Origin of the sequence: Microbacterium foliorum (genome assembly GCF_006385575.1) — a bacterium.
Taxonomy (GTDB): Bacteria; Actinomycetota; Actinomycetes; order Actinomycetales; family Microbacteriaceae; genus Microbacterium; species Microbacterium foliorum_B.
Window position 1 is genome coordinate 1,163,101 of record NZ_CP041040.1, and the last position, 12,388, is coordinate 1,175,488.

Here is a 12,388-nt window from a genome sequence, read left to right on the forward strand (position 1 = left end):
ACCGACCGCGCACGGCCGGTGAACCCGCCACGGATGACGGTCTCAGTGATCAAGACGGCGATTCCTGCGGTTCATTACGACGACGGCCGCTGATGTATCGGGATTTCCAGATTCGGGTCACGACTGGCAGCGCAACTCGATCTCAGAAACGATGAACCCGAGTCCATCCACCCCATAGGGTGGGGGAGTGCTCGACCTCACCGCCGATCTGAGCCCCGATCAGGGACGAAACTCCGTGTCCCCCGAGTGGCGCGACCCATCGCGATACTGGCCGCGCCTGTCTGCGGCGACCGGCCATCTGCCGGCTCCTGTGGCGGTCATCGATCGTGACGCCCTGCGATACAACGCCCTCGACCTGCTGGTCCGCGCGGGAGGGCTACCCATCCGTGTCGCCTCGAAGTCCGTGCGGGTGCGCTCGGTGCTCGACGCCGTGCTGCAGATGCCCGGGTTCAGGGGGATCCTCGCCTTCACGCTGGCTGAGGCGCTGTGGCTCGCCGAGACGCACGACGATATCGTCGTCGGCTATCCGACGGTCGACCGCGCGGGACTCGAGCAGCTCTTCGCGTCCGAGGAGGCGGCGCAGCGGATCACCCTCATGGTCGACGATCCGGCGCACCTCGACATCGTCGACAGTGTGGCCCCTGCCGGCAGCCGACCGGACATCCGGGTCGCGATCGACGCAGATGCCTCGTTGCGATCGATCGCCCTCGGTCACATCGGAGTGCGGCGGTCTGCTCTGTTCACCGCGGGTGAGGTCGCTGCCTTCGCGCGCAAGATCGTGCGCCGCCCCGGCTTCCGGCTCGTCGGGCTGCAGATGTACGAAGCTCAGATCGCGGGCCAGGGAGACAACGCCGGAGCGGATGCGCCGGTGATCCGCCTCATGCAGGCGCGTTCGCGATCCGAGCTGCGCGAGCGTCGGGCCGCGATAGTCAGCGCACTCTCCGAGGTCGCACCGCTCGAGTTCCTCAACGGCGGTGGAACCGGCTCGCTCGAGTTCACCGGCAGCGACGAATCGCTGACCGAGGCGAGTGCGGGCAGCGGACTGCTCGGTGGGCATCTCTTCGACGGATACCGATCGTTCCGGCCCGCACCGGCGTCCGCGTTCGCCTTCGACGTCGTGCGCCGGCCCGCCGCCGACATCGCGACGGTGCTCGGTGGCGGATGGATCGCCTCGGGTCCCGCCCTCGCGTCGCGGCAGCCGCTGCCCGTCTGGCCGCAGGGGCTGCGCACGCTGTCTCGCGAGGCCGCAGGCGAGGTGCAGACACCGCTGCAGGGGCGCGAAGCCGAGGGGCTAGGAGTAGGCGACCGCGTCTGGTTCCGTCACGCGAAGAGCGGCGAGCCGGCCGAGCGCATCGACAGCTACCAGCTCGTCTCGGGAGACGAGATCGTCGACGAGCTTCCGACGTATCGCGGCGAGGGGAAGGCTTTCCTGTGACCCGGATCGGGGGTACCTGGCAGAACTGGGCGAGGTCTGCGCAGGTCACGCCGCTTCGCGTCGAGCGCCCGCGCACCCCCGAAGGCGTCCAGCGCGCCGTCCGCGCGGCGGTCTCGCAGGGGCTCACGGTGAAGGCGGTCGGCGCGGGGCACAGTTTCACGGGCATCGCCGTTGCGCCCGGGGTGCTCCTGGAGCTCGACGACATGCAGGGTCTGGTGTCGGCGGATGCGGCCACGGGGCGAGCTACGCTGCTCGCGGGCACGCGACTGCACCGCATCCCCTCGCTCCTTGCACCGTTCGGCCTCGCGATGGAGAACCTCGGCGACATCGACCGGCAGTCGATCTCGGGGGCGATCTCGACCGGGACGCACGGCACCGGCGCAGGCTACGGCGGTCTCGCGACCCAGATCGTCGGCGCGACCCTGGTCACTGCCGCAGGGGAGTTCCTCCGGGTGGACGAGGGGCAGAACGCCGATCTGCTTCCTGCGGTCGCGCTGGGCCTCGGCGCACTCGGCATCCTTGTCGAGGTGACGCTGCAGTGCGTGCCGATCTACCTCATGGAGGCGGTCGATGAGCCTGCGCCGCTCGAGGACGTGCTCGAGACCCTGCACGACACGGTCGCGGCATCGGATCACTTCGAGTTCTACTGGTTTCCGCACACCGACATCGCGCTGACCAAGAGACAGACGAGGGTGCCCGAGTCGACGAGGCGGCAGCCGCTTCCTGTCCTGGGACGATGGATCGACGAGACGCTGCTCTCGAACGGCGTGTATCGGGCAGTGTGCGCGACCGGACAGGCGGTGCCGGCCATCACTCCGCCCTTCAACAGGCTCGCCGTGAAGCTCACGGGCGACCGGCGGTACACCGAGCTGTCGCACCGCGTCCTGACGCAGAGCCGCACCGTTCGGTTCCGCGAGATGGAGTACGCGGTGCCCGTCGAGAATGTCGTGCCGGCGTTTCGCGCTGTGCGCGACCTCATCGAGCGACGCGGGTGGCGCGTCGAGTTCCCGATCGAGGTGCGCTTCGCAGCGGAGGACGACCGATGGCTCTCGACGGCATACGGCAGGGCGAGCGGATACATCGCGGTGCACCGTTACTGGCGCGCCGACCCGTCCGCGTACTTCGAGGCCGTGGAGCAGATCATGCTCGAGCACGGAGGGCGTCCGCACTGGGGCAAGCTGCACACGCAGACGGCTGAGGAGCTGCGGGAGCGCTATCCCCGCTTCGCTGACTTCACCGCGCTGCGCGACCGGCTCGACCCCGATCGTCGGTTCACCAATCGCTACCTCGATCGGGTTCTCGGTGCATGATCCGGTTCGGCGCCTGACCGCGCGCACCCAGTCGACGCGCAGGCTGCGCCGATAGGATGAGACAAACACGAGGAAGGGTGGGCCTCTGATGGAATGGCTCGTGCCGGTACTGATCGTCGTCGGTGTGATTCTGCTCATCGGAATCTACCTCTGGGCGACCTACAACTCGCTGGTGCAGCTGAACGTCCGCGTCGACGAGGCGTGGAGCGGCATCACGGTTCAACTGAAGCGCAGGGCAGATCTGATACCCAACCTCATCGAGACGGTGAAGGGCTACGCCTCGCACGAGAAGGCGGTCTTCGAGAACGTGACCCGGGCGCGAGCGGAGACGCTCTCGGCCGGCGGCCCCGGTGAGGCGGGAATCGCAGAGGGTCACCTCCAGCAGGCGCTCCGCAGCCTCTTCGCGGTCGCGGAGGCGTATCCGCAGCTGCAGGCGAGCCAGAACTTCCTGCAGGTGCAGCAGGCCCTCGTCGACACCGAAGACAAGATCCAGGCCGCGCGTCGCTTCTACAACGGCGGGGTCCGCGAGCTGAACACCAAGATCAAGGTCTTCCCGAACAATCTCTTCGCGAAGGGGCTCGGGTTCACCGAACGCGAGTTCTTCGAGGTGGCCGACAGCGGAGCGATCTCCGAGCCGCCACGCGTGCAGTTCTGATCTGCGAGAAGGCCCGATGCGCACCGTCGCATCGGGCCTTCTGCGTGGTCGGGCACTGAACCGGGGTAGCGCTCACCACACGTCGAGATCGACGTCGCCGTCCTCGATGGTCACGTCGCCGCGGAGTGTCCATGATTCCGTGCGATAGGTCTCGGTTCTCGGGCTGCCGTCCTGCCCGGTGCCTGACACGGTCACGACGAGGATGCCGCCCTCGGCGATGAATCCGCCATCCGTCAGCTCCAGCACCGGCATCCGATCGATGCGGAAGCGGGCGTCGTCGACCGCGGCGAACTCGGTTCCCCACGGGATCCTGATCCCGCACCCGTCGGGCACGCCGCCCCCGGTGACCCCGGCGGATGTGCAGTCCTCGAGGTGGTCGTCTAGCGCCTGCTGCGCGAGGGCCTGCGGATCGAGATCGGGGTCGGGCGTCGGCGAGCTCGTCGCGGTCGGCGTGGCCGGTGGCGACGGGATGCCGCTCGATGCCTGCCACATCCACACGGCTGCCCCCGCGACCAGGAGCGCGGCGACGATGCCACCGATCACCCATCCGCGGCGGCGATTCACTCGGCGACCTCCCTGGCATGCACGTGGCGACGCACCGATGCGTCTGCGCGCCCGGACAGCGCTGCATGCAGTGCCTCGGCCGCCGTGCCCCAGCGCGAGACGGAGACGTGCGCGAGCCCCTGCCACTCCGCCGCGAGCGAGAGCTCAGCGGCGATCTTCTCGGCATCCGCGTCCGGTCGGGACTGAGGCTCCCACCATGCCGACTGCACCTGGAGCGTAGACGTCGCTCGGTCGGCCTTCAGATCGACACGCGCGACGATGCGGTCACCGACGAGCACGGGCAGCGAGTAGTACCCGTATCGCCGCTTCTCTGCGGGAACGTAGATCTCGATCCGGTAATCGAGCTCGAACGCGCGCAGCGCGCGGTCACGGAACCAGACCACCGGATCGAATGGCGTCAGGAGTGCGGCGGCCTCGATACTGCGCGGCAGCACGGCATCGCGGTGCCGCCAGCTGGGCAGCGGACGACCGCCCCTGTCCCAGCCGCGCACGGAGACCGGCAGTATCTCGCCGGAGTCGACCAGATCCACGATCGACTGCGTGACCGCCGCGCGATCGCGGATGCGGTGGTAGTCAGCGAGGTCCGACTGCGTTGCGACTCCCGACGATCGCGCCGCTCGCCGGATGAGCTCGCGGATCGCGTCGTCACGGGGCACCTGCTGCGACAGTATGGCGTCGGGGATCACCTGCTCGGCGAGCGCGTACGTGCGCTCGAAGCCCTTTCGGCCACTGATCGCCACGTCGCCGGTGCGCCACAGATGCTCGAGGGCGAGCTTCACGTCGTCCCAATCCCACCACGTGCCTCGCTCCCGAGGAGCATCGTCTCGGAGGTCGGCCGGTCGCAGCGGACCCCTGGCGCGGAGTTCGTCCTGCACCCAACGCAGGGTGCGCGTGTTGGTGCTCATCCAGGAGTCGGCTGCCGCCCATCTGGCGCGGAAATGATCCATGCGGAACCGCCAGAGCGGCCAGTCCTCGACGGGGATGAACGTCGCCTCGTGCGCCATGTACTCGACGTAATGGGTCGTGCGCGAATGGAAGACACGATCGAAGAGCGCCGGATCGTAGGCACCCAGGCGCGAGAACAGCGGCATGTAGTGAGACCGTGCGAACACGTTGACCGAGTCGATCTGCAGCACGCCGAGGCGATCCATGACACGGTGGATGTGCCGCGCCGACACCGACGCCGGACGAGCACGTGAGAATCCCTGCGCGGCGAGTGCGATGCGACGGGCCTGGGCAGCGCTGAGGGTGTCGGTCACCACGTCAGGGTATCGCCGGTCTCCGACATACGCGCCCACCCCCGTCAGGACCTGTGGTGACAGCGCCTTAGACTTGGGCGATGAGCGAAGAGCAGCGACCGCGGCTGAGAGATCTCTTCCGACCGCGCCCTGTGTCCCCGGACCGCATTCCGACCGTCGACGTCGATGCGACAGTGCCCTTCGGGCTGCGCGTCGCCGCGGCATACGCATGGCGGCTGCTGCTGCTCGCGGCCGTCGTCGCCGGATTCATCTGGCTCGTCATCGAGCTCAAACTGCTCGTCATCCCGCTGATGGTCGGCATCCTCATCACGGCGCTGCTCTGGCCGGGTTTCCAGTGGATGCTGCGCCACCGCTTCCCGCGCTGGCTGGCCGTCGCCCTCTCGATCATCGGCACGCTGACGATCGTGTCGCTGCTGCTCTGGCTCGTGATCTGGCAGATCCGTGCGCAGCTCCCCGATGTGCAGGAGCGCAGCTCACAAGCCGTCGACGAGTTCCGCACGTTCCTCCTCGACGGCCCGCTGCACCTCAGCGAATCGCAGATCCAGGGCTACATCGATCAGGGTCTCGAGATCATCAACGAGCAGACGCAGGCTCTGCTCAACGGCGCCCTCGCGGTCGGCACCACCGCCGCGCACGTCGTGACCGGAGCGGTGCTCTCGCTGTTCATCCTCATCTGCCTGCTGGCCGACGGGCGCGGGATCTGGAAGTGGACGCTGCGCCTCTTCCCGCGTGCCGCACGCCCTGCCGCCGACGCCGCCGGGAGCAACGGCTTCGCGACGATCGTCAACTACGCACGCACCCAGCTGCTCGTCGCCGCGATCGACGCCGTCGGAATCGGCCTCGGAGCCGCTCTGCTCGGTGTTCCGCTGGCGATCCCCGTCGCCGTGCTCGTTTTCCTCGGTTCGTTCATCCCGATCGTCGGTGCCGTCGTGACCGGCGCGATCGCCGTTCTGCTCGCCCTCGTCTACAACGGCCCCTGGATCGCGCTCGCGATGCTGGCCGTCGTGCTCGGCGTGCAGCAGCTCGAGGGCCACATCCTGCAGCCGATCCTGATGGGCTCGGCTGTCAAGGTCCATCCGCTCGCCGTCGTCCTGGTGGTCGCCGGGGGATCGATGGTCGGCGGCATTCCCGGGGCGCTCTTCGCGGTGCCCCTCGCGGCCTTCGTCAACGTCGCCGCGGTGACAGTCAGCACCGGTGCCTGGCGCACCGGCGATCAACCGGACGCAGACCTGATCTGGAGCACAGTGCCGCGCGAGCGCACACGGAGGAATCGATGAGCGCAGTCCCCAGCCTGACCGAGTTCGAGAACGCCGCTCAGAGTCTGGCTGAGGTGATCACGCACACTCCGACTCTGCCGTCACGCGCGCTGTCCGACGTCCTCGGCGCCCCCGTCCTGCTGAAGATGGAGAATCTGCAGCGCACGGGGTCGTTCAAGATCCGCGGTGCCGCCTACCGGCTCTCTCGCCTGAGTGCCGAAGAGCGATCGCACGGGGTCGTCGCCGCCTCGGCCGGCAATCACGCCCAGGGTGTCGCTCTGGCGGCGCAGGCTCTCGGCATTCCCGCGACGATCTTCATGCCCATCGGCGTGCCGGTGCCGAAGCTGCTCGCCACGCGCGGGTACGGCGCCGAGGTGGTGCTCGAGGGCGAGACCGTCGCGACCTCGCTCCGGCTCGCTGCGGAGTTCTCCGAGCGCACCGGAGCCATGCTCATCCACCCGTTCGACCACCGCGACGTCGTGATCGGCCAGGGCACGCTCGGACTCGAACTGCTCGAGGACGCGCCCGAGGTCGACACGATCGTGCTGGGCATCGGCGGCGGCGGGCTGATCGCGGGGGTCGCTGCCGCGGTCAAGGCCCGAGCGGCTCAGCTCGGTCGATCCGTGCGCATCATCGGCGTGCAGGCTGAGAACGCGGCTGCGATGCCGCCCTCGCTCCACGCCGGACACCCGGTGGACATCGAGACCAGGCCCACCATCGCCGACGGCATCCTCGTCGCGCGCCCCGGCGCCATCCCGTTCGACATCATCAAGGATCTCGTCGATGAGGTCGTCACCGTGTCGGACGACGACCTGGCGCGAGCGATCCTGATCCTGCTCGAGCAGGCCAAAGTGGTCGTCGAGCCCGCCGGCGCTGCCGGTGTCGCGGCAATCCTGGCGGGCAAGGTCTCGGCGACGGGCACCACGATGGCGGTGCTGTCGGGAGGCAACATCGACCCGCTCCTGCTGCAGCGCGTCGTCGCTCACGGGCTCGCGGCGTCGGGTCGATATCTCACGATCCGCATCCCGCTGCCCGATCGCCCTGGTCAGCTCGCGCGCGTGTCCGAGCTGATCGCCGCGGCCGGGGCGAACGTGATCGAGGCGATGCATACGCGCCACGGACACGGCCTGCAGATCAGCGAAGTGTTCCTCGAGCTCAGTGTCGAGACGCGCGGTGCCGAGCACTCCGAGCACACCCTCGACACGCTCCGCCACGCCGGCTTCCATCCGATCGTCGTGCCGGACTGACACGACGTCTCGATATGCAGATGCCCCGTCCGAGTGGACGGGGCATCTGCATATCGGAACGCTGTCGCGATGCGACCGGCGTCAGCCCGTGTAGGTCTCGACCTTCACGATCTCGACCGAGATCGCGCGGCCGTTCGGAGCCTCGTAGGACGACTTCTCGCCGACCTTGAGTCCGAGGATCGCCTGCCCGAGGGGGCTGGCTTCGCTGTACACGTCGAGGTCGCTGCCCACGGCGATCTCGCGGCTGCCGAGCAGGAAGATCTCTTCGCCGCCGGCGACCATCGCGGTGACGACGGTGCCGGGCTCGACGATGCCGCGGCTCGCGGGTGCCTCACCGACCTTGGCCGTCTTGAGGAGGTTCTCGAGGGTGCGGATCCGCGCCTCCTGCTTGCCCTGCTCGTCCTTGGCGGCGTGGTATCCGCCGTTCTCCTTGAGGTCTCCCTCTTCGCGGGCCGCTTCGATGCGCTTGGCGATCTCTTCGCGACCGGTGGTGGAGAGGTGCTCGAGCTCGGCGACGAGCCGGTCATACGCTTCCTGCGTGAGGAAGGGAACCTGAGCGTCAGTAGACATGACGAAGCTCCTTCGGTAGGTACCCGGCGACGTTCCGCGGGGGATATGCCAAGACGCCCCGGCACAGTGCCAGGGCGTCATCTGTCTGGCACGAGTCTAGGCGACCCAGCAGCTGTTCACCAAACCTGTCGTCGCGGCTGAGACGGTGGGAACCGTGGCCGAGAGCGCCTGCGAATGCGTGTCTCCCGCGGGGATCTCGACGACCTTCCATCCGACCACTCCGAACTCCTCGTCGAGCGCCTCGACGACGCAGGCCACGTCCTTGCCCTGCACACCGGTGATCTGGAAGCGCACGGTGACGCTGTGCTCGTCGACCAGGTCGAAGCCGAGGTCGTCGGAGTCGACGGCGTTCATCTGCGACGTGACGATCATCCAGCCGAATGCGCCGACGAGAAGTGCGGCGAGGGTGATGACGACGATCCACGGACCCCGTCGGGTGCGGGTGCGGCCATAGCGGTCGTCGAGCTGTTCTGCGGTCGTCACGGGGTGGGTCTTCCGGTCGTTAGGCTGGTAACTCCAGGTTATGCGACCTGCGCATGAAAGGCAGACTCCATGCTCGCTCTGACCGAGACCCCGATGCCGACGCCCTCGATGACGGTCGACCCGGAGTTGGTCACGCCCGGTTTCGTCGGCTTCGCCGCCGTCGTGATCGTCCTGGTCGCCGTGATCCTGCTGATCCTCGACATGAACCGTCGGATCCGCCGGGTCCGCTACCGCGAAGAGGTCAGGGAAGAGCTCGACGCCGAGGAGGCCGCGCTCGCTGCCGACGAGGCGACCGAGACGGATGCCGATCTGCCGATCGTGCGTGAGGGCGACGACGATCCCGAGAAGCGCTGACCGGGCTCGAGCGGTTCAGGCCCCGAGCGTTCTCAGGCCCCGAGCGACGGGGACAGCGGTTCCAGCGCGATGAGCAGGCACGCGACCCAGTGGCACAGGAACGCGAGCACCGTGCACAGGTGGAAGATCTCGTGGAAGCCGAAGTGGCCGGGCCACGGGTTCGGCTTCTTGAGCGCGTAGACGATCGCGCCGCCGGTGTAGAGCAGACCGCCGACGATGACGAGCGCCATCATGGTCGCGTTCGCGACGAACAGATCGGCGAGGTACATCACCGCCGCCCATCCGAGCAGCAGGTAGAGCGCGACGTACAGCCACCGAGGGGCATTGATCCAGAACACCCGGAACAGGATGCCGATCAGCGCACCTGACCAGACGAAGACGAGGAGCAGCGCGCCCTTGCCCGGGGGGAGCGCCAGCACGGCGAGCGGGGTGTACGTGCCGGCGATCAGGAGCAGGATGTTCGCGTGGTCGATCCTCTTGAGGATCATCTTGACCTTCGGACTCCAGTCGATCCGGTGATAGAGCGCCGAATTGCCGAACAGCAGCAGCGATGACGCCATGAACACCGCGGCGGCCCATTTCGCGGCTCCGCCCTGTGCGACGGCGATCAGCACCACGCCGGCGACGATCGCGATCGGGAAGGTGGCCGCATGCAGCCAGCCTCGCCAGGTGGGCTTGATCTCGACGGCGGCGTCGTGCGCCGCATCCTCCATGAGGGGCAGCTGAGGGACGTCGGGTACCGAGGAGTCGGGTGTGCTCACGCCCTCACTCTATGCGGGCGGCCATGCAGGCGAGCGTACATATCCTGAGCGTCGACCCTCGGCCTCGCGACCGCCGACACGATAGCGTAGGGAGGTGATGTCACGCGATGTTCAGGGGCGAGGGCCGCTGTACCGGCTCTACACCAGCCGGCTTCGCCGACACCTGGACCCCGCGTCGGTTCCGCATCACGTCGCGATGATGATCGACGGCAATCGGCGATGGGCGCGTCAGCTGGGCTATGAGACGCCGGCAGAGGGTCATCGTGCCGGTGCCGCCAAGATGCGGGAGTTCCTCGGATGGTGCGACGAGCTCGGCATCCGTGTGGTGTCGCTCTATCTTCTGTCGAGTGACAACCTGCTCAAGCGCGACTCGGCCGAGCTGGCCGACCTGATCGAGATCATCGCCGAGCTCGCCGAGGCGTTGTCGCGCGAAGGCAACTGGCGAGTGAAGCACGTCGGCCGCTCCGACATCCTCCCTGCCGAACTCGCGAGAGTGCTCGACGACGCGCAGGAGCGCACACGCGACCATACGGGGCTGCACGTCAATCTCGCGGTCGGCTACGGCGGACGCAACGAGATCGTCGACGCCGTGCGCAGCATCGTCACAGCGCACCAGGCGTCCGGGGGAACCATCGAAGATCTCGCCGCGCATCTCACGCCCGAGATGATCGGCGAGCATCTCTACACCGGTGGCCAGCCGGATCCCGATCTCGTCATCCGCACGAGCGGAGAGCAGCGTCTGAGCGACTTCCTGCTGTGGCAGAGCGCCCATAGCGAGTTCTACTTCGTCGAGGCACTCGGGCCGGATCTGCGCCAGGTCGACTTCCTCCGGGCGATCCGCGACTTCGCCGATCGCGATCGGCGCTTCGGTCGCTGAGACCGCGCACGACACGATCGGTCACTATTCGTTAATCAACGCGTAACGAACTGGTGGCGTGTCGAGTTGAGTTAATCCCGGCATCTGGTCGTAGCTTCTAGGCATCGGGCAAAGCGCCCGTCGGGTCGGCCTCAGGTTGACGACTCGTGACCCCCTGGTCGACTCGTTCGAACAAACCGGGATTCCCCGGGTCGGGAGTGGGTCGTGACCTCACGTACAGCGCAGCAGTCCACAGGCACCGCGCAGCAGTCCACCCGTAAGACGACGACGCGAGCGGCGTCCGCTGATCCTGATCAGGATCTCCGGACCTACGTGCTCGACACGTCCGTCCTGCTGAGTGATCCTCAGGCCTTCTTCCGGTTCGCCGAGCATTCGGTGGTCGTGCCGGTCGTGGTCATCACCGAGCTCGAGGGCAAGCGCCACGATCCCGAGATCGGCTACTTCGCGCGCCAGGCGCTGCGTCACCTCGACGACCTGCGCATCGAACACGGGCGTCTGGACTTCCCGGTCGAGGTCGGTGACGGCGGCACGCTCCGCGTCGAGCTGGCCAACACCGATGCCTCGGTGCTCCCCGCCGGGATCCGGTTGAGCGACAACGACACCCGCATTCTCTCCGTCGCCATGAACCTCGCGCAGGACGGTCAGGACGTCACTATCGTCTCGAAGGACCTGCCGATGCGGGTCAAGGCGGCGTCCCTCGGCCTTCGCGCTGAGGAGTACCTCGCCGAGCAGGCCATCGACTCCGGATGGACCGGCATCACCACTCTCGACCTGTCGGGCGATGACATCAGCGACCTCTACGAGAGCGAGGTCGGCATCAGCGAAGACGCCAGGGGCCTGGCTGTCAACACCGGACTCATCATCCACTCCGAGCGCGGGTCGGCTCTCGGCAGAGTGACCGGCGACGGCGAGTACAAGCTCGTGCGCGGCGATCGCGACATCTTCGGCATGCACGGCCGATCCGCCGAGCAGCGGATCGCCATCGACCTGCTCACCGACCCCGACATCGGCATCGTCTCGCTCGGCGGGCGTGCAGGCACGGGTAAGTCGGCGCTGGCGCTCTGCGCGGGTCTCGAGGCGGTGCTCGAGCGGCAGCAGCAGAAGAAGATCATCGTGTTCCGGCCGCTGTTCGCCGTCGGAGGCCAGGAGCTCGGCTACCTGCCCGGCGACCAGGGCGAGAAGATGGGGCCCTGGGGGCAAGCGGTCTTCGACACGCTCGGCTCGGTGGTCTCGGGCAACGTCATGGAAGAGGTCGTCGAACGGGGCATCCTCGAGGTGCTTCCGCTCACGCACATCCGCGGTCGGTCGCTGCACGACGCGTTCGTGATCGTCGACGAGGCGCAATCGCTCGAGCGCAACGTGCTGCTGACGGTGCTCAGCCGCATGGGGCAGAACTCCCGAGTGATCCTGACCCACGACGTCGGTCAGCGCGACAACCTCCGGGTCGGTCGCCACGACGGCATCGCCAGTGTGATCGAGACGCTCAAGGGGCACGATCTCTTCGCCCACGTGACCCTCATGCGTTCCGAGCGCTCCGCCATCGCCGCCCTCGTGACAGAGCTTCTGGAGGGAGGCGAGCTCAGCTGAGCTGGCTCTTCGACAGCGGATGCCGTGGTC

13 protein-coding genes are annotated in these 12,388 nt (G+C 67.8%); 8 read left to right on the forward strand and 5 right to left on the reverse strand.

Going from position 1 to position 12,388, the window contains the following annotated elements; all coding sequences use genetic code 11:
* Positions 1-187: 187 nt before the first annotated feature.
* The 3 genes from FIV50_RS05550 to FIV50_RS05560 all read left to right on the forward strand — a co-directional run bounded on the left by FIV50_RS05550 (position 188) and on the right by FIV50_RS05560 (position 3,400).
* Positions 188-1,435, forward strand: coding sequence for an alanine racemase (locus tag FIV50_RS05550; RefSeq protein ID WP_140036571.1), 1,248 nt, complete (start codon positions 188-190; stop codon positions 1,433-1,435).
* Positions 1,432-2,745, forward strand: coding sequence for a D-arabinono-1,4-lactone oxidase (locus FIV50_RS05555; protein WP_140036572.1), 1,314 nt, complete (start codon positions 1,432-1,434; stop codon positions 2,743-2,745). Before FIV50_RS05550 ends, FIV50_RS05555 begins: the two co-directional genes overlap by 4 nt.
* Positions 2,746-2,833: 88 nt before the next feature.
* A complete protein-coding gene (locus FIV50_RS05560; RefSeq protein ID WP_056508667.1) occupies positions 2,834-3,400 on the forward strand; it encodes a LemA family protein in 567 nt (188 codons plus the stop codon).
* 72 nt (positions 3,401-3,472) lie between these two features.
* Here the strand turns inward: FIV50_RS05560 and FIV50_RS05565 are convergent, their stop codons facing one another.
* Complete coding sequence (locus FIV50_RS05565; RefSeq protein ID WP_140036573.1) at positions 3,473-3,964, reverse strand: hypothetical protein; 492 nt, start codon at positions 3,962-3,964, stop codon at positions 3,473-3,475.
* The gene (locus FIV50_RS05570) at positions 3,961-5,223 is read right to left on the reverse strand and encodes a winged helix-turn-helix domain-containing protein (protein ID WP_140036574.1); all 1,263 of its coding nucleotides are present in this window, start codon (positions 5,221-5,223) and stop codon (positions 3,961-3,963) included. The genes FIV50_RS05565 and FIV50_RS05570 overlap by 4 nt, the downstream gene beginning before the upstream one ends.
* 80 nt (positions 5,224-5,303) lie before the next feature.
* Here FIV50_RS05570 and FIV50_RS05575 point away from each other — a divergent pair, with 80 nt between their 5' ends.
* Positions 5,304-6,500 carry an AI-2E family transporter gene (locus FIV50_RS05575; RefSeq protein ID WP_140036575.1) on the forward strand — a complete coding sequence of 399 codons (1,197 nt, stop codon included), beginning with the start codon at positions 5,304-5,306 and terminating at the stop codon, positions 6,498-6,500.
* The gene (gene ilvA / locus FIV50_RS05580; RefSeq protein WP_140036576.1) at positions 6,497-7,726 is read left to right on the forward strand and encodes a threonine ammonia-lyase; all 1,230 of its coding nucleotides are present in this window, start codon (positions 6,497-6,499) and stop codon (positions 7,724-7,726) included. The genes FIV50_RS05575 and ilvA overlap by 4 nt, the downstream gene beginning before the upstream one ends.
* Positions 7,727-7,807: 81 nt before the next feature.
* Here ilvA and greA read toward each other — a convergent pair whose 3' ends face one another.
* Both greA and FIV50_RS05590 read right to left on the reverse strand, forming a co-directional pair.
* A complete protein-coding gene (gene greA, locus FIV50_RS05585; RefSeq protein ID WP_140036577.1) occupies positions 7,808-8,296 on the reverse strand; it encodes a transcription elongation factor GreA in 489 nt (162 codons plus the stop codon).
* 96 nt (positions 8,297-8,392) lie between these two features.
* Positions 8,393-8,779, reverse strand: coding sequence for a DUF4307 domain-containing protein (locus tag FIV50_RS05590; RefSeq protein WP_140036578.1), 387 nt, complete (start codon positions 8,777-8,779; stop codon positions 8,393-8,395).
* Positions 8,780-8,848: 69 nt separating this feature from the next.
* On the opposite strand from FIV50_RS05590, the gene FIV50_RS05595 reads away from it, so the two are divergent.
* Positions 8,849-9,133: a hypothetical protein gene (locus FIV50_RS05595; protein ID WP_140036579.1), complete on the forward strand. Its 285-nt coding sequence runs from the start codon at positions 8,849-8,851 to the stop codon at positions 9,131-9,133.
* Positions 9,134-9,165: 32 nt separating this feature from the next.
* On the opposite strand, the gene trhA is transcribed toward FIV50_RS05595, so the two are convergent.
* Positions 9,166-9,846: a PAQR family membrane homeostasis protein TrhA gene (trhA, locus tag FIV50_RS05600; RefSeq protein ID WP_140038647.1), complete on the reverse strand. Its 681-nt coding sequence runs from the start codon at positions 9,844-9,846 to the stop codon at positions 9,166-9,168.
* A gap of 145 nt (positions 9,847-9,991) precedes the next feature.
* Here trhA and FIV50_RS05605 point away from each other — a divergent pair, with 145 nt between their 5' ends.
* Both FIV50_RS05605 and FIV50_RS05610 read left to right on the forward strand, forming a co-directional pair.
* A complete protein-coding gene (locus FIV50_RS05605; protein WP_140038648.1) occupies positions 9,992-10,771 on the forward strand; it encodes an isoprenyl transferase in 780 nt (259 codons plus the stop codon).
* A gap of 204 nt (positions 10,772-10,975) precedes the next feature.
* Positions 10,976-12,358 carry a PhoH family protein gene (locus FIV50_RS05610; RefSeq protein ID WP_140036580.1) on the forward strand — a complete coding sequence of 461 codons (1,383 nt, stop codon included), beginning with the start codon at positions 10,976-10,978 and terminating at the stop codon, positions 12,356-12,358.
* Positions 12,359-12,388: the final 30 nt, after the last annotated feature.